We start from the raw sequence: 17,638 nt of genomic DNA on the forward strand, positions 1-17,638 counted from the left end.
GGCAGGATTACTTGGCCGGCCGGGTCGCGTGGCCGCCGAACTGGTGGCGCAACGCGGACACCATCTTCATGGTCGGCGAATTGTCCTCGCGGGAGGAGAACCTGGCGAAGAGCGCAGCCGTGATGGCCGGGGCGGGCACCGCGTTGGCGATCGCCTCCTCGACAGTCCAGCGGCCTTCGCCCGAATCCTCGACGTAATCGGAGATCGATTCCAGTCCGGGGTCCTCATCGAGGGCCTTGACCATGAGGTCCAGCAGCCAGGAACGGACCACGGTGCCCTTTTGCCAGGCGCGGAACGTTCCGGGCAGGTCGGCAACGATGTCCTTGGCGGCCAGAAGTTCGTAGCCTTCCGCATAGGCCTGCATCAGGCCATATTCGATCCCGTTGTGGACCATTTTGGCGTAATGGCCGGCGCCGGCGCCGCCCACGTGCACGAAGCTGTCGGCGCGGTCGCCCTCGGGACGGAGGGCATCGAAGACCGGCAGAGCCCGTTCGATGTCCGCGGCATCGCCGCCCGCCATGAGGCCGTAGCCGTTCTGCAGACCCCAGACTCCGCCGGAGACGCCGCAGTCGATAAAGCGGATGCCCTTTTCGGCCAGTGCCGCGCCGTGCTTCTGGTCTTCGGTGAACCGGGAGTTGCCGCCGTCGATCACAAGGTCGCCGGCGTCGAGCTTGGTGCCGAGTTCGCTGATCACGGCGTCGGTGATGTCGCCAGACGGGACCATGACCCAGATGATCCGCGGGGCCGGGACAACGGCGATCAACTCGTCCACGGTGGTGACGTCGGTCAGCTCCGGGTTGCGGTCAAAGCCGGTGACCTCGATCCCGCCGTTGCGCAGGCGTTCGCGCATGTTGAAGCCCATTTTTCCAAGGCCGATTAGTCCGATGTGCACGGGGATGAACTCTTTTCTGCGCTGGGGTACTTCGGGGTGGTATCACCCAACTGACTCGCACTTGTGGCCGTTTTGAGCGGTCAAAACGGCCGTATCTGGGAGTTAGTTGGGGAGCCGGACGGGCATGACCAGGTAGCGATAGTCGCCCTGGTCCTCGCCCTCGGCGTCCTGCTGGGCCGTGATCATGGCCGGTTTCGGTGCGGTGGTGAAGGAGAAGCGCACGAACTTGGTTTCGATGACGCTCAGGCCCTCGATCAGGTAGTGCGGGTTGAAGGCCACGGTGATGTCCTCGCCGGACAGCTGTGCTTCGAGCTCTTCGGAGGCCTGGGCGTCCTCGCCGGTGCCGGCATCCAGGTGCAACTGGCCCTGGGTGAAGGCGAGCCGGACGGGGGTGTTCCGTTCCGCAACGAGCGAGACACGGCGCACGGCCTCGACCAGTTCCTGGGTCTGCACGGTGGCGTGGATCGGTGTGGAGTCCGGGAACAGCGAACGGATCTTCGGGTAGTCGCCGTCCACCAGGAGGGAGGTAGTGGTCCTGCCGCCGCTCTCGAAACCGATCAGCCTGCTGTCATCATCGGCAAGGGCAATGTTGATGTCGCCGCTGCTGCCGAGTGTTTTGGCCACCTCGTTGAGTGTCTTGGCCTTGACCAGGGCGCTCGTGGAGATGCCGGGAGTGGCAGGCTTCCACGGGACCTCGCGCATGGCGAGGCGGTAGCGGTCGGTGGCCAGAAGGGTGATCAGATCGTCCTCGATCTCCATCCGCACGCCGGTCAGGATCGGCAGGGTGTCGTCCTTGCTGGCTGCGATGATCACCTGGGAGACGGCCTGGGCGAACGAGTCGCCGGGAACGGTGCCGCTGATTGTGGGCAGCGCCGGCAGCGGCGGGTATTCGGCCTCGGGCATTGTGGCCAGGTGGAAGCTGCTTCGGCGGCACGTGAGTGTCACTTTGTTGCCGTCGGTTTCAACCTCGACGGGGGCGGAGGGCAGGCTGCGGCAAATATCCGCGAGCAGGCGTCCGGATACCAGGATGGTTCCTTCCGCACTGATGTCAGCAGGGATCTCGAGCCTTGCTGAGGTCTCGTAGTCAAAGCTCGAGAGGCTGACAGTGCCGGCTTCAGCCTTCAGGAGCAGGCCTGAAAGTACGGGAACGGGCGGCCGCGGAGACAACGACCGGGCGGTCCATGTCACGGCTTCTGCCAGGACGTCCCGTTCGACTCTGAACTTCACGGAAGGGTGCCGCCTTTCATTGCTGCTGTTTGTGCTGAAATCGCTAAAACTTTCCACGTTGCCACGGATCCCGGCAGGACTGCCGAAACCCGTCAACGAGGGAATGGTCCGCCTTCCCCGGTCTTCCTGGGCCGCTAGGGAACCACAAAAGATGTCCGGGACGGACGCACTGCAGACAGCTTAGCCCCAAGGTGAGCGATTCTCCCATCCCCGGCTTACATGAGTGTTGTTCGCCGGGCCGGTCTCCTGTGCCGGTCCGGAACGGGCCGGGGCGCTGCGGGGGTCGGGAACGAGATTGTTATTTGAGGGAATTTCATTTTCTTGGGATTAGTAGTGTTAATAACTGCTGTGGAAACTGTGGATAACTCGATCTCACGGCGCGATTCCGCGGTTAAGCCCTGTTCATGGACTGTGGGCGGCGGAGGTTTTAAACAGGGTGTGGATGGGGACAAGATTTTTCGTCGTTTGGCTGATCCACAGGCGGCTTAAGGGTTTTAAGCCCATTAACCGCGGTTGTCCCCTTAAGTATCCACAGGTTTGTCCACAGGCCCCTGTTAATAAGGTAAGAGTGCGCGTCCGGTCAGGACAGGAATCAGCTCAGGAATTGCGCTGCTGCTGCTTGATCCGGTTGGTCAGCTCGGTCACCTGGTTGTAGATGACCCGGCGCTCGGCCATCAGTTCGCGGATCTTGCGGTCGGCGTGGATCACGGTGGTGTGGTCACGGCCGCCCAGCTCCTGTCCGATCTTGGGCAGGGACATGTCCGTGAGTTCCCGGCAGAGGTACATCGCAATCTGCCGCGCGGTCACCAGGGTGCGGGTGCGCGACTTGCTGCAGAGCTCCTCCATGCTGAGCTTGAAGTAGTCGGCCGTTTGCGTGAGGATCTGGGCCGAGGTGATTTCCTGGGCGCCGTCATCGGTGATGAGGTCCTTGAGGACCATCTCGGCCAGGGCCACATCGACCGGCTGCCGGTTCAGGCTGGCGAAGGCCGTGACCCGGATGAGGGCTCCTTCAAGCTCGCGGATGTTGCTGGAAATCTTCGAGGCGATGTATTCGAGGGCATCGTCCGGGGCGGAGAGGCCTTCGCTGAGGGCCTTCTTCCGGAGGATGGCGATACGGGTTTCCAGTTCCGGCGGCTGGATATCGGTCAGGAGGCCCCACTCGAAGCGTGACTTCATCCGGTCTTCGAAGCCGGCGAGCAGCTTCGGCGGCTGGTCGGAGGTGATGACCACCTGTTTGTTGTTGTTGTGCAGGGCGTTGAACGTGTGGAAGAACTCCTCCAGCGTCCGGTCCTTGCCGGCCAGGAACTGGATGTCGTCGATGAGCAGCACGTCCACGTTGCGGTAGGTCGTCTTGAAGCTGGTGCCTTCATCGTCGCGGATGGAGTTGATGAAGTCGTTGGTGAATTCTTCGGAGTTGACGTACCGGACCCTGATCCCGCTGTACAGCCGGCGCGCATAGTGGCCGATCGCGTGGAGCAGGTGGGTTTTGCCGAGTCCGGAGTCGCCGTAGATGAACAGCGGGTTGTAGGCCTTGGCCGGCGCCTCGGCCACGGCGACGGCGGCCGCATGGGCGAAGCGGTTGGAGGATCCGATCACGAAAGTGTCGAACACGTACTTCGGGTTGAGCCGGCCGAATTCGTGGGAGGTGCTTGGCAGCATCGGCTGCGGCTTCGACTCCACGGTCGGGTCGGCGACGAGGGAAAGCTCGACGGCGGGCTCGGGTTCGGTGTGCAGCGGCACCAGGTCGGTGTCGACGTCGATCGCGCAGCGGATCTCGTCGGAGAAGACGCTCCGGAGGGCATCATCGAGGGCTTCCTTGACCTGGGTCTGCAGGACCTCGCGGGTGAGCTCGTTGGGAACGGCCACCAGCAGGGTGGACCCGATCAGGCCTTGTGCCTGAGCGAGGATGACGAAACCGCGCTGCCTCGGTGATACACGGTGGTCGTTCTCCAAAAGGCTCACAACTCGCCGCCAGGAACTTCCGACAGTGTTGGCTTGGTTGGCTTCGTCTACTGTCATCAATCAGTTCCTCAAAACTTGCTGGCCTGCATTACGTGCATCCACACGGCCCGGCGCAGCGCGCCGGCCCGGTCCATCCACAGGGTTATACACAGTCCGTGGATAAGGGGTTACTGAGACACTGTAGGGGATGAAAACGCCAGAAGATAGCTGGGTAGAGTCCTGTGGATAATTACACCGTTGTGGTTCTGAAACGGGGCCTGTGAGCTGACTCATCCACAGGCTCGCGGGCGGGTTAGCCACAGCTGGGGAAAGGTTGCGGGGCGACCCCCGGTTTGACTCGGGCGGCCGGCAAGCCCTAACGTTGTGAAGTCCCATGTGTACGCTTTTCGCCTCATTTGAATCTCTCCCGACGCTCCGCGCCGTGCGAGTTAAGAGGGAAGCGGCACATACAAAACTTAGCGTCGGCCAGTTCTTCCCCTTGATCGGGTGGGCGCACCTTTGATCCACTGGAGTAACTAACGTGAGCAAGCGGACTTTTCAGCCGAATAACCGCCGTCGAGCCAAGAAGCATGGCTTCCGCCTTCGTATGCGTACCCGTGCCGGCCGTGCCATCCTGGCAGCCCGTCGTGGCAAGGGCCGCACCGAACTGTCGGCCTAAATAACTGACTCGTCGGTCCACATCCCTGTGCGAGTTTAACGGTGCTAGCCACCAGGAACCGTCTGCGGACATCAACCGATTTTTCAACAACTGTACGTTCCGGTGTCCGCAATGGACGCCGGAACGTAGTGTTATATGCGGCAGCTCTCGCTGCCGATGAACCAAGCCGGATCGGATTCATCGTTTCCAAGAGTGTCGGGAACGCTGTTGTCAGGAACCTCGTTAAGAGGAGACTGAGAGAAGCCGGCGCATTGTCGTTGCAGAAATACGGCAGCGGGTTCGCCATCGTGGTCCGGGCACTGCCCGCCGCGGCGGGGGCCAGCTGGGACCAACTGCTCGCCGACTATGACGCGGCTTTGGAAACAACCATGAAACGCCTGGGCAACCGCCTTCCGAAGGCTGCTTCGTCAGGTTCTTACGAGACAACACAGGAAGGGACCCCGCGTGCGTAACTCAACTGCCGCCGTCGTCCCCGGCCTGTTCGTTGCGGCCGGCGGATCGGTACTGCGCCGGTTGGGCACGGCGCTCTGGACCCTGCCCCGCAACATCCTCATCCTGCTGCTGATGGCCTACCGCAAGGTGGTCTCGCCGCTGTACGGCCAAGTGTGCCGCTTTTTCCCCAGCTGTTCGGCCTATGCCCTTGAGGCGATCACGGTGCACGGTGCCGTAAAAGGAAGCTGGCTGGCTGTGAGGCGCCTGTTGCGCTGCCATCCATGGAATGCCGGTGGAGTGGACCACGTCCCCGCCGGGCATCGGGAATGGCCGGCCGGCCATACCCCCACAATTGTTGTGCTGAACAATCCGGACAAGTACTTGGCTGCTCAGCCTGATGGAGAAGGCCGCCCTGCGGCCTGACGAATAGGGAATCGTATGGACATCTTTGGAACAATCTTGGCCCCGTTCAAATGGCTGGTATCAGCCATCATGGTGGGGTTCCATGACGGGCTGAGCACCATCGGCATGTCGCCGGCCAACGGCTGGACCTGGACCTTGTCCATCATCGGGCTGGTGCTGGTCATCCGCGCCGCCCTGATTCCCGTCTTTGTCAAGCAGATCAAGGCCCAGCGCGGTATGCAGCTGCTGCAGCCGGACCTGAAGAAGATGCAGGACAAGTACAAGGGCAAGACGGACCAGCTGTCCCGCCAGGCCATGGCGCAGGAACAGATGGCGCTGTACAAGAAGCACGGCACCAACCCGTTCTCGGCTTGCCTGCCCATGCTGATCCAGATGCCGTTCTTCTTCGCGCTCTTCCAGGTGCTCTCGGGCATCAGCTCGGCCAAGACCAACGGCCAGGGCATCGGTGCCATGAGCGCCGAACAGGTCAAACAGTTTGATGAATCCACCATCTTCGGGGCTCCGCTGTCCGCGTCCCTGCTCCACGGCAGCACCGCCGGCGGAGAAGTTGCCGTATGGATCCTGTCCATCGTGATGATCCTGGCCATGACGGCCTCGCAGTTCATCACGCAGAAGCAGATCATGGCCAAGAACATGTCCGAAGAGGCCCTGGCCAGCCCGTTCATGCGCCAGCAGAAAATGATGCTCTACATCCTGCCGGTCGTCTTCGGCGTCGGCGGCATCAACTTCCCCATCGGCGTGCTGATTTACTGGACCACCACCAACCTCTGGACCATGGGGCAGCAGTTCTTCGTGATCCGCCGGATGCCTACGCCCGGATCACCGGCGGCCAAGGCTCTCGCCGAGCGCCGGGCAGCCAAGGGCCTGCCCGCCCTGCCCCTCCTGGGCGGTAAGAAGGTCGATGCCCAGGCGGCAGAAGCCTCCGCTGCCGCCGCCGCCGTGGAAGCGAAGAGCCAGCGCGTCCAGCCGCAACGTAAAAACAGGAAGAGGAAGTAATGTCCGCCGAGAGCACAGAACACGCTATTTCCGCCGAATTGGACGCTGACCGGGACGACGCCCAGGAGTCCTCCCGGGACGCCGCGCCGGAGGGGTCCAGCCCCGTCAAGAGTGTTTCCGCAAACCGCCTCGAGGAAGAAGGCGACGTTGCTGCAGACTACCTCGAGGAACTGCTGGACATTGCGGATATCGACGGCGACATCGACATTGAGGTCCGCAACGGACGCACCTACATCTCAATCGTGGCCGAAGAAGAATCGGCCGGGCTGGAAAGCCTCGTCGGCCGTGACGGCGAAGTCCTTGAGGCGCTCCAGGAGCTGACTCGGCTCGCAGTGTTGTCCGCGACGGAGAGCCGGTCCCGCCTGGTGCTGGACATTAACGGCTACCGTGCCGAGCGTGCCGGTGACCTGCAGAAGATCGCGGAAGACGCCGTCGCCGCGGTCAAGGAATCCGGCGAGGCCGTCGCCCTGGCTCCTATGACCGCCTACGAGCGCAAGATCGTCCACGACGCCGTCGCTGATTTTGGGCTCGTGAGCGAGTCCGAAGGCGAAGGCGCCGACCGGCACATCGTAGTCTCCGCAGACTGAACCGTTGACTAGCTTGATGGTTGAAATTACCGCGCCCGAACTCAAGGCAGCAGAGGCTATCTTTGGGGACCGCTTGGACCTGGCGAAACGCTACGTCGAACATCTGGCGACGTCCGGGACCGAACGCGGCCTGATCGGTCCCCGCGAAGTCCCTAGGCTTTGGAGCCGGCACGTGCTCAACTGCGCCGTTATCGAGAGCCAGATTGCACACGGAAGCCACGTTGCCGACGTCGGCAGCGGCGCCGGACTTCCGGGCCTGTGCCTGGCCATCGCCCGGCCCGACCTGGAACTTACCCTGATTGAACCGCTGGAACGCCGCGTAATCTGGCTCCAGGAGGTGGTGGATGATCTTGGCCTCGACAACGTCACGATCATGCGCACCCGTGCCGAACTTGCGGTGGGCCTGGTGAGCGCCGACGTCGTCACGGCGCGCGCGGTCTCCGCGCTCTCCAACCTCGCCGGACTGACCATTCCGCTCCTGGCAGGCAAGGGCGAGGTCGTTGCCATCAAGGGACGCAGCGCCGGCGAGGAAATCGAAAAGGCCGCCAAGGTCATCCGAAAATTGGGTGGCGTTGAGACGTCCGTCGTGGTGGTCGGTGAACACCTGCTCGAGGAACCCACCACCGTTGTGCGAATCGTTGTGAACAAGCCTCAAAAGATTGCCTAGCACCGGCCCCGGTACCCCGGGAGTCTGAGGGGAAGAGGTTAGGCTAGTAACCGGCAGTAAGAGCCGAATGAGAGTGAGCGTGTCATAGTGAGCAGTAGCGAAGCCTCCACACAACGGATTCCGCCGTTTGTGTCCCTGGGGTCCGCACGGGCGTTTACGGCACCTGCCGTCGCTTTCGACTACTCCGGAAATCACACGGCTCCGGTTGCAAAGGCCACCGGAATGGCCGGTGTTTCACGTGAAACCTCTCTCCCGCACACCGGCAACGTGCTGGACTCCATTGACGACTCCAGCCCCATCGCCCGCGAGCTTGCGCACGAGAACAAGCGCCGCGAACGGCTGCTGGGCCGGGAACTGCCCAAGCCGGAAAAAACCCGGATCTTCACCGTTTCCAACCAAAAGGGCGGCGTCGGCAAGACGACGACGACCGTCAACATCGCCGCTGCACTGGCGGCCGCCGGCCTGAACGTCCTCGTGATTGACATTGATCCGCAGGGCAACGCCTCGACGGCTCTGGGCATTGAGCATCACGCCGACGTCGACAGCATCTACGACGTCCTGATCAACGACGTGCCGCTAAAGGATGTTGTTGCCCGCTGCCCGGACATCGACAAACTGATCTGCGCACCCGCCACCATCCACCTGGCCGGCGCTGAGATCGAACTGGTCAGCCTGGTGGCCCGCGAACAGCGGCTGCGCCGGGCCATTGACGTGTACTCCAAGGAGCGCGCCAAGAACGGCGAGGAGCGCCTCGACTACATCTTTATTGACTGCCCGCCGAGCCTTGGGCTCCTGACGGTCAATGCTTTCTGTGCGGCCGGCGAAGTTCTGATCCCGATCCAGTGTGAGTACTACGCCCTCGAGGGCCTGAGCCAGCTGCTGAAGAACATCGAGATGATCCAGAAGCATCTGAACGCCGATCTGGTTGTTTCGACAATTCTCCTGACCATGTACGACGGCCGCACCAACCTCGCCGCGCAGGTGGCGGCCGAGGTGCGGGAGCATTTCCCCGAGCAGGTCCTGGGCGCCGTGGTTCCGCGATCGGTACGCATTTCAGAAGCGCCCAGCTACCAGCAGACCGTCATGACGTACGATCCATCTTCCAGCGGTGCCTTGTCCTACCTGGAAGCCGCAGCGGAAATCGCTGAACGTTAGAATCTTTTCAAGAATTGCACTAGCCAGAGCCAGGTGAGTCCCGGCTCTTCCACTGGAGGGATTTATCCATGAGCGATAAGCGACGCGGCCTCGGCCGTGGACTTGGCGCACTCATTCCAAGTTCCGCCTCGGCTAACGCCTCCGGAAATGGTGCTGCCCCGTCCCGGCCCGTGGACCTTTTCTTCCCCGAGGCGCGGAAGAAGTCTCCCGACGCCGAGTCGCTCCTGGACGCCGCTGTTCCGCAGGCCGAGGTGCCGCAGTCAAAGACCGCACAGTCAAAGGCCGCACAGTCAAAGGGTCCACAGTCGGCTGTAGCCAAGGCCAGCGGCTCGGCTGATGATGTCGCTGCCGACGCTACCGGTACTGGTGCCACCGCGGATGCCACCGATACCGGTGCCGCTGTCGTTGAGACTAAGACGACGCCTGCCCGGAAGGCGTCCGCATCAAAGGCGGCGCCTGCGGCGGAATCGGCCGCACCGGATGCCGGCGAGCAGCTGACCTTTGACTCGGCCCCCGAAGCCGACGACGGAGTCGAACTCGTGGCGGTTCCCGGCGTCCGGTTTGCGGAAATCTCGGTCACGGACATTCATCCCAACCGCAAGCAGCCCCGATCTGTCTTCGATGAGGACGACATGGCGGAGCTGGTCCACTCGGTGAGGGAAATCGGTGTCCTCCAGCCAATTGTGGTCCGTACTTCAACCGAAGAGGGTGGCGAACCGTATGAGCTCGTCATGGGTGAACGGCGCTGGCGGGCAGTGCAGGCCGCAGGCCTGGAAACCATCCCCGCAATCGTCCGCGACACCACCGACGACGACCTCCTGCGCGATGCCCTGCTGGAAAACCTGCACCGCAGCCAGCTGAATCCGCTCGAAGAAGCCGCGGCCTACCAGCAGCTCCTCGAGGATTTCGGAACCACGCACGAGCAGCTTGCGGACCGGATCGGCCGTTCGCGCCCGCAGGTGTCCAATACCCTGCGGTTGCTGAAGCTTCCCCCGCTGGTACAACGGCGGGTGGCGGCAAATGTCATCTCGGCAGGCCATGCGCGCGCCCTTCTGGCCCTTCCGGATGCCGCTGCGATGGAGCGCCTCGCGCAGAAAATTGTCTCGGAAGGCATGTCCGTCCGCGCTACCGAGGAAGCCGTGACGCTGTACCAGAGCCCGGCCTCCCCGGCCAAGAACAACATTCCGCGTCCCGGTGCGCGCCACGAGCGGCTGGACTACCTGGCGTCGTCGTTGTCCGACCGCCTCGACACCAACGTCAAAATCTCGCTCGGTGCCCGCAAGGGGCGGGTCAGTATCGAATTTGCCAGCGTCGAGGACCTGAATCGCATCATGGACGTTTTGTCGCCGGGGGCGTCCAGCTAAAGCCCGTCGTTCGTATGTTTCCCGGGAGGGCCTGTTTCACGTGAAACAGGCCCTCTTTCCGTAGACGCCGCGTTCCCGCCACGTGGCCGGGCTCGCGGCCGCCGGCTTCTGCTCCAGGGGGCCGTCACTGGGCTTTCATGACGTAAGGGTCTCGCCGCGCCGATGAGGTGATTGCGCGGTGGTCCCGCGCGGCAGCCGCTCGAGCTTGGGTCTTTCTTCCGTTCGCCTGCGCTTGCTGAGGGTGTCGGGAACTTGCTGACAATGTCGGGAAACGGCTGTCCGGGGCGGCCGTGGCACTTCGTGGAGGGGACCCTGTGCGGTGCGTCGACTGGACCCGGCGGGACAAGCGTGGATGTAGCAGCTGAACCGCGGCGAGCAACCCGGGGGCGACCGCCAGCGATGGTTTGCCCGCCTCTACGCCGGGCCTGAGGAGCGGCCACCGGTACACCCACGGGAGTAAGGACTCCCGTTCGACGCCCAACGGGTCCCCAGGGTACCTTCGATCCCTACTGCGCTGGGTGGTCATTGGGAGTCCTGCACAGGGCCGCCGGAGCATCCCTGGACGTGTCGGCCCTTCGTTGGGCTGCGCGGGCCCGCACCCGTCCCGTATTGGAAGCCTGCCCCGTATTGACCCCGCACGAGCTGTGCGCGGGTACGCCTCGCGGTTGTACTTATGGGCGGAAGGAGGACCCGTTCAGCCTAGAGTATGGACACCAGCACAACAGCCATCGGTTTTGCGGAATAGGAACCACGGCAATGCCGATCCGGCAATGAACGGATAGACCGGAATAATTCTTAGTCTATCCGGTCGGGGCAACCGGATTTGCGGCTTACTCACCTTCGTGGGGCGCCCCCAATCGCCGGTGGGGACCGCCGAAAGCCTCGGTATTCCTGCGGTCTTCCAAGGAGCGCAGACACCTCCGTGCGTCTCCGCTGGTGCCGGTACAGCTCGAAAATGCAGGTCCGGCAGCGGTTACTCGGCGTCGTATTTCCGCCCGGGAGTCCGGAAATCGGAACTGATGGGTCCGAACTACGGTACGGGTCCTGAATGATCGTTGCGCAACTGTTGGGAGTGCTTGCCGCCGTCGCCACGAGATCTACGCCCCGGGGCCGGCCGCCCTGCCGCACCGGGCCTCAGGCACGTGGACGAAGGCAGACCCGCGTCCCGTCGACGCTGGTGATTCCTGGGCCAGGAAATTGAAAACGGAGCGTGTGCACCGCCGGAGCGAGCGTCGTTTCACGTGAAACAATCCGACAAGTGCTGGGTTATTTTGAACTCAGCAAGCCGGGCAACGGTCCGGCAAGATGGACGGACGGCATTCGTTGTGGCGAACGGGCGTGGAAGTGCTGAAGCGATGCGATCCAATCATTGGACTGCTGAAGCGATGCGATCCAAGCATTGGTTCGCTGTACAGATGCCGCCTCCACTGGGAAGCTTAGGGAGTTCGGTCTTCGGCGAGACGTTCCGTTGGTGGGCGTGGCGGCTGTGCACCGATGGTTGAGGGAGCGTCCTTCTTTGTCCGGGAATCGTTCGCCAGGAGGAGCGCGGCGGGAATGAGTTCTTGATGCGCTCGCTCCCCTGTGGCGCGACTAAAGGTGTAGTACATGACCGAATGACTTCTGACTCGTCGTTCTCGGCGCAGAGAGGACCCAACGAGACTGCGGACATCGGACAGAAACGCGTGGTCGCATTGCCGGCGATCATCTTTCTGCCGGTCGGCCGGACGCGAGGCAGCTCAGTCTCCGCTGGGACGGCCCGTTCCAACAAGGCCCTCGATCGCTGCCTGCAGGCAACGGGCTCCGCAGGGATCTGATAATCGAAGCGGCGAGATCATGCTGGTCGAATGGGTGGTTGAGGTGGACGGAGCGGTCTCCTCCGTCCCCCGCGGCCGGCGTCCGTCCGACGACCGACGGTTAGGGAGTTTGTCGTGATCCTTGGCGGGCGCCCGTCGTTCAGGACCGCCCCCGATCTGGGTCTTCGAACTGGCGTCGCCTACATGAGTGCGCCCGGTGAAGGGGTTCCGTCGTGACATGGCGTCGCACCCAATGGCGAGTCACACACGAGGTTGCAGGGTGGCTCATCACTTGGCTTCACTCCCCTGCGATGAGCTCTGCAGGCCACGGTGGGGCAGCTTTTACATCGTCATGCTGGGCTATGTCCTCGGCCCGGAGTCGCTGCCGAGGCTCCCCCGTCTCCCGGTGGACGGAGCGAAAGCGGAGTCGAAGGAGAAAGCGTCCCGATGTTGAGGTCCTACTCGCGACGGTCGTCCACCACATCAGACGGGGAACCAGGAGTATCCAGATGCTGGGGTTGGGCATTGCCGCAGACTCTCTTCTCACCGTGCTCGTCCTCCCTGCTGATCAAGGACGGCCATCTGGTGTCCAGCTGATTTGGAGGTCTCTAGACCGCTGGCTCGTCCAGCGCCCCGTCACGACGGGCACTGAGGTCAGTCCGGATTCGAGTGGGGCCATAAGCCGGCAGGCGCGGCAAGCCGGCGTGTATAAGAGAAACCTAGTGGGCTCCGGAACCAAGCTCCTGGGTAACCGGGGCGCGTCATTGGCGGCCTCGGCTCCTCTCATGCCGGTGGATTGCGCGGTGGATATCCCTGTGGATAACTTTGTGGATTATTGGGCGCCACAAACTGGCTCGGCCCGATCAGTGGAGGTGGCGCGGCGCAGTTCAGCCTCAGCGTACGCCTGCCCCGGATTGCTCGAATCGGTTTCACGTGAAACCTCACCGGGCACGTCACCATCCAGCCCAGAGGATTTGAACCGTACGTACTAAATCTCCACCCAGAGGTTAATTTTTCAGGGATTTTGAAGCATTTTGACGATCAAGTCCCCCGACCAAATCGAGCCCACCCGCCGGCACATCAACGGCCCAGTGAAGCCGCCTTGAGCGACAGCATCTGATCACTTGAGGCACGTTCCGCGGCTTGCGGACGAGGGTGTGAACAATCTCTCAGGCCCTGTGGATAACGGTGTGAATAACTTCTGTGGAGAACACTTCGTCGGTCAACCACGGGGACAGCGATACTCTCGCCTGGAGGTGCCCGGCCGACTCAAAACCGGACACCATCAGGTGTTCTACTGACAGCGCCACCTGGGAGGAATCCTCAATCTTTCGATTCGCGCTTCCCGCAAGTCAGCACCGGGCAGCGCCTTCGGGCACTGGCGATGGGAAGTCGGGATCGCCGTCTATCCCTCGAAGTTCGGCATGGGGAAGGACAGGCGGTGGGACTTCAACGAGGCAGAAAAACTGAGTCCCTTCAACAGCAGAGTTTCTCGGGTCGCCGCTGGCGGTAGGGCGGAAGATGGAAGAGGCCAGCGCACGGCACGCCCTTCCCTGCGCGACTGACGAAGTACAAGGGGGTCGTCCGCGCGAAGACATGCGCTCACGAATCGTCGGGATTGAAGGGAAGCGGAGGTGCCGGCCCTTGCGGATCCTGCGGCACCATCTCGGTTCAGTCGCCGATAGTCCGGGCGGATGCGAGGAGCGGCTTGTGCGACGAATTGATCACTGTGTTGGTTCGGGGTTCCTGATAGGGGCGGAGATAGTGCTGGGTCGAGGAAGCCATCCGGTGGGGCTCCGCTTGCGCGGCCGCCCCCTACGTGCGCCCTTGCGGTGACACTCCACTCTGATCTTTGCTATCGGTGCGGAGTGGAACCCTGCGCATAGCGCCAGCCATGACTCAGGGGCTGAACCACAGCGAACAAAGGCCCTCGCATAACTCTGCTTGTGGACGGAGCCGCTGGTTGGCTAGTGGCCGGTGTAGCCCTGTCTCATGGGACGACACCTGCCGATGCAACACTACGTGCAGTGGAGTTCAGTTCGCGGTGCCGACGAGAAGGTTGGGAAGCGGGTCAGGTCATAATCTAAGGGCTGGGCTGGGCTGGGCTGGGCTGGGCTGCCATGTGCTGCGCGGCTGTGTGCAGACCAGAAAGCGCGGTGTCGCGGACGGTGCACCAGGTTCAGTCGCTGGCGGGCTCCCCCACCGGAATCGCTGGCCTTATCGGAGACGTTGTGGATAGCTGTCGGAGCGGCTTGCTGCCTGTCGGTTGGGGCGGAGTACGCTTTGCTGATGGCTTCCCGTCCATTCCTCCCAGGCTCCTCGCAGCACAATGGCGTCAGACGCGTGCTCCAAAGAGCATCTAGAAGCTCGGCTTCAGCTGCGAGCAGTGTGTGTTTCACGTGAAACCTTGGCACAAGGATCATTCAGGCGCGCCATGGAGGTGGGCTTTGAGGATGGGACTTCGCGGATATAGGGTCCTGACTTCGTCCGGTCAGCCAAGCACCCCGGCGATCGGTTGATGATGACTGGGGTGCGTCATGAGTTGTTCTGGGTTCCTGACGTGACCGCCCGTTCGCGACTACAAGGCATGTAAGGGCTTACCGCAAAGCAATGTCCGGTCCATGACGCCGGGAGTCCCCGAATCGCAAGAAGTTGGCGGTCGATTCAAGAGCTAATCTCGTTATCCGACGGAGGGATCTGCCAGGGCCTGGAAGGCATTAGGCATATCCAAGAGTCAAATATCATTTAGTCATTGTCCGCCGGCCTGGCGGTTTGTTTCACGTGAAACATCAGTATCATCGATGTGAGCGACTTAGCGGCGCAGTACGGTCCCAATCGACCCGATGCTGCCAGGCATAGGCGACCCGCCGTGACAGTTACACCGGCTCCCTCCTGGGGTATCCAAGGAGCACGTTTCACGTGAAACATAGAACGGAGCTACACCGGTCCAGTCCAGGTGGCGGATATCAGACCACGTGTCAACCTTGGTTTAGCCGGAAGGAGATTACCGAACGCGTATTTGCAAATCACGCAGGAGAACCGCCGATCGATTGGGGTGGGTGCGGGGTGAACCCGTACGTAAAGCCCATCTGTCGGTCCGGCCTCTGATATTTGACGGTCTGGCGTCATCGAAACCGCTTATACAGCGGCGCAACTGAGACCATTATCGGGTGCAGCGACTTCACTTGGGCTATCCCGAGTTGCTCCCGATTGTTTTCCAGCAATGTGCCCCCCGGTCCGCTGGGTGCAGAATCCAGTCCGTGCACTCTCTAAGCGTTAAACGGAGCGATTGAGCATCATCTGAAACCTTCGTGCTGTTTCACGTGAAACAGTGTTGTCGTCGGGACCTCCCGGACCAAGCGGCAGATCTACCGCGCTTCAGGACGGTGGGTTGAGGGCTGACGACATCCCCCAGCCTGCGCCGGTCCCCACAACAATAAGGTCTAGGTCATAGTCACTGTGGTCGGTCATCGTTGCGTCCGTGCTCCAGGCCGGAGTGTGGTCGGCTTGGGCTGAGATCGAGTCGTTGACTTCGGCCTTCCCGATCCCGCATGATGAAATTCGGAAAGGCGACGCTCCCCAGGCAGGCTTGCCGTGTTTCACGTGAAACATGCAATCGGCCAACGAGAACCGCGGACTCATGTAGGCGCCGAGATCGCGGGCGCGGATCCTTCGCGTTCTCAGGGCCGGCTCCCCCACTTGAGGCGTCAGGACTGGTGACTACGCCGGGTGTCCCTTCCACAGCAAAATCCTGGAAAAAACAACCGAAATGGAATTCATCAGCACGAGGGGCAGATCACCGAGGGATTTGCTCAGCCTCCAGCCCATACCGGGGCTGGAGGAATTCGACAAAAAAGTGGCCCCCGCCGTAAGCGGGGACCACCGCGAGCCGGGAATTACGCGCTCAGCTCCCCGGGCATTCTTACGATGCCCGCTGGAACTACGCGGAAGACCAGCCGTGAACTGAGACCGGAACTAGGACAGCACGTCCGCGAATTCCTTCTCAAAGAACTGCTTGGGCCGGGCGCCGATGACGGTGCTCTTAACCTCGCCGCCCTGGAAAAGGTAAACAGCCGGGATCGACGTGATGCCGTACTCGGCTGCGATGGCCGGGTTGTCGTCAACGTTCACCTTGACCACATCGACCTTTTCGCTGTACTCAACCGAGATCTCGTCGAGAATCGGGCCGAGCTTGCGGCACGGGCCGCACCACTCTGCCCAGAAATCCACAATGACCGGCTTGTCGGAAGCCAGTACATCGGTGCTGAAGCTGGCGTCTGTTACGTCTTTTGCGTTGCTCATAACCTGTGTCTCTCTCTTCGGTTGGTTGCTGCGCGCCGTTTAGGCGTGGGAATCTGCGAGGAAGTGCTCGACGTCGAGGGCCGCTACACAGCCGGAACCCGAGGCAGTGATCGCCTGGCGGTAGGTGGGATCAATGACATCGCCGGCAGCGAAGACGCCGGCAACGCTGGTCTTGGAGGTGCGGCCGTCGACGGCGATGGTTCCCTCCGCGGTCAGCTCAAGCTTGCCCTTGACCAGGTCAGTGCGGGGGTCGTTGCCAATTGCAACGAACACTCCGGTCACGGCCAGTTCGGTTTCCGTACCGTCAACCAGGTTCTTCAACCGCAATCCGGTGACCTTGTCCTGCCCAAGAACATCCTCCACACCGGTGTTCCATACGAAGCTGATCTTCTCGTGAGCCAGGGCGCGGTCAGCCATGATCTTCGAGGCGCGGAGGGCATCGCGGCGGTGCACCACGGTGACGGATTTGGCGAACTTGGTAAGGAACAGGGCTTCCTCCATGGCGGAGTCGCCGCCGCCGATCACGGCAATGTCCTGATCTTTGAAGAAGAAACCGTCGCAGGTTGCACACCAGCTGACGCCGTGACCGGACAGCCGCTTCTCGTTCGGCAGCCCTAGTTCGCGGTAAGCCGAGCCGGTTGAAAGAATGATGGAACGGGCCTGGAAGGTCTCCCCCGTGCCGATCCTGACGGTCTTGATGGCGCCGTCGAGGTCCAGCTCAGTGACGTCCTCAAACTGGATTTCCGTGCCGAAACGGGCGGCCTGCTTCTCGAAATTCTCCATGAGGTCCGGACCCATGATGCCGTCGGGGAAGCCGGGGTAGTTCTCCACATCCGTGGTGTTCATGAGTTCGCCGCCGGCGGTGACCGAGCCGGCCAGGAGCAGCGGCTTCAGGTTCGCGCGCGCTGTGTACACCGCTGCGGTGTAGCCCGCCGGGCCGGAGCCGACGATGATGACATCACGTACTTCGGAGGCAGTGTTTTCTGCGTTGCTCACTGAACGGTGAACCTCTTCCTTTGTCGATGCGCCCGCTTCGATGGCCGGCCACATGGCACAACTATTGCCGGGCACTGAATATTCCGGCCGAATGGCGCCACGGAGCGACGCCACTACTCAGGGTACCGGTTTGCCGGAGCCGAAGCCGGAGGAAGCCTGGAACTCCAGGCCCGCTCCTGCACCG

13 protein-coding genes are annotated in these 17,638 nt (G+C 62.2%); 8 read left to right on the forward strand and 5 right to left on the reverse strand.

What is annotated here, in order from left to right:
- Window positions 1-7: 7 nt before the first annotated feature.
- The 3 genes from gnd to dnaA all read right to left on the reverse strand — a co-directional run bounded on the left by gnd (window position 8) and on the right by dnaA (window position 4,138).
- On the reverse strand, window positions 8-892 hold the full coding sequence (gene gnd, locus AB4Y72_RS16725) for a phosphogluconate dehydrogenase (NAD(+)-dependent, decarboxylating) (protein WP_441427265.1): 885 nt from the start codon (window positions 890-892) through the stop codon (window positions 8-10).
- 102 nt (window positions 893-994) lie between these two features.
- Window positions 995-2,119: a DNA polymerase III subunit beta gene (dnaN, locus tag AB4Y72_RS16730; RefSeq protein ID WP_018775670.1), complete on the reverse strand. Its 1,125-nt coding sequence runs from the start codon at window positions 2,117-2,119 to the stop codon at window positions 995-997.
- Window positions 2,120-2,716: 597 nt separating this feature from the next.
- Window positions 2,717-4,138, reverse strand: coding sequence for a chromosomal replication initiator protein DnaA (dnaA, locus tag AB4Y72_RS16735; protein ID WP_223982550.1), 1,422 nt, complete (start codon window positions 4,136-4,138; stop codon window positions 2,717-2,719).
- A 463-nt stretch (window positions 4,139-4,601) separates the two neighbouring features.
- On the opposite strand from dnaA, the gene rpmH reads away from it, so the two are divergent.
- From rpmH to AB4Y72_RS16775, 8 genes are all read left to right on the forward strand, one after another.
- Window positions 4,602-4,739 carry a 50S ribosomal protein L34 gene (gene rpmH, locus AB4Y72_RS16740; protein WP_003800212.1) on the forward strand — a complete coding sequence of 46 codons (138 nt, stop codon included), beginning with the start codon at window positions 4,602-4,604 and terminating at the stop codon, window positions 4,737-4,739.
- Window positions 4,740-4,780: 41 nt separating this feature from the next.
- Window positions 4,781-5,191, forward strand: a complete 411-nt coding sequence (gene rnpA / locus AB4Y72_RS16745; RefSeq protein WP_441427266.1) for a ribonuclease P protein component — start codon at window positions 4,781-4,783, stop codon at window positions 5,189-5,191.
- Complete coding sequence (gene yidD / locus AB4Y72_RS16750; RefSeq protein ID WP_441427267.1) at window positions 5,184-5,594, forward strand: membrane protein insertion efficiency factor YidD; 411 nt, start codon at window positions 5,184-5,186, stop codon at window positions 5,592-5,594. The genes rnpA and yidD overlap by 8 nt, the downstream gene beginning before the upstream one ends.
- Before the next feature lie 15 nt (window positions 5,595-5,609).
- Window positions 5,610-6,590, forward strand: a complete 981-nt coding sequence (gene yidC, locus AB4Y72_RS16755; RefSeq protein WP_441427268.1) for a membrane protein insertase YidC — start codon at window positions 5,610-5,612, stop codon at window positions 6,588-6,590.
- Window positions 6,590-7,177 carry a Jag family protein gene (locus tag AB4Y72_RS16760; protein WP_441427269.1) on the forward strand — a complete coding sequence of 196 codons (588 nt, stop codon included), beginning with the start codon at window positions 6,590-6,592 and terminating at the stop codon, window positions 7,175-7,177. Before yidC ends, AB4Y72_RS16760 begins: the two co-directional genes overlap by 1 nt.
- Before the next feature lie 16 nt (window positions 7,178-7,193).
- Window positions 7,194-7,844, forward strand: a complete 651-nt coding sequence (rsmG, locus tag AB4Y72_RS16765; RefSeq protein ID WP_441427270.1) for a 16S rRNA (guanine(527)-N(7))-methyltransferase RsmG — start codon at window positions 7,194-7,196, stop codon at window positions 7,842-7,844.
- A gap of 87 nt (window positions 7,845-7,931) precedes the next feature.
- Window positions 7,932-8,999: a ParA family protein gene (locus AB4Y72_RS16770; protein ID WP_441427271.1), complete on the forward strand. Its 1,068-nt coding sequence runs from the start codon at window positions 7,932-7,934 to the stop codon at window positions 8,997-8,999.
- A gap of 68 nt (window positions 9,000-9,067) precedes the next feature.
- Window positions 9,068-10,363, forward strand: a complete 1,296-nt coding sequence (locus AB4Y72_RS16775; protein WP_441427272.1) for a ParB/RepB/Spo0J family partition protein — start codon at window positions 9,068-9,070, stop codon at window positions 10,361-10,363.
- 5,768 nt (window positions 10,364-16,131) lie between these two features.
- Here the strand turns inward: AB4Y72_RS16775 and trxA are convergent.
- Together trxA and trxB are read right to left on the reverse strand one after the other, a co-directional pair.
- A complete protein-coding gene (gene trxA, locus AB4Y72_RS16780; protein ID WP_091248528.1) occupies window positions 16,132-16,458 on the reverse strand; it encodes a thioredoxin in 327 nt (108 codons plus the stop codon).
- A 39-nt stretch (window positions 16,459-16,497) separates the two neighbouring features.
- A complete protein-coding gene (gene trxB / locus AB4Y72_RS16785) occupies window positions 16,498-17,454 on the reverse strand; it encodes a thioredoxin-disulfide reductase (protein ID WP_441427273.1) in 957 nt (318 codons plus the stop codon).
- Between the last annotated feature and the right edge of the window lie 184 nt (window positions 17,455-17,638).

Origin of the sequence: Arthrobacter sp. YAF34 (assembly GCF_052113245.1) — a bacterium.
Classification (GTDB): domain Bacteria; phylum Actinomycetota; class Actinomycetes; order Actinomycetales; family Micrococcaceae; genus Arthrobacter.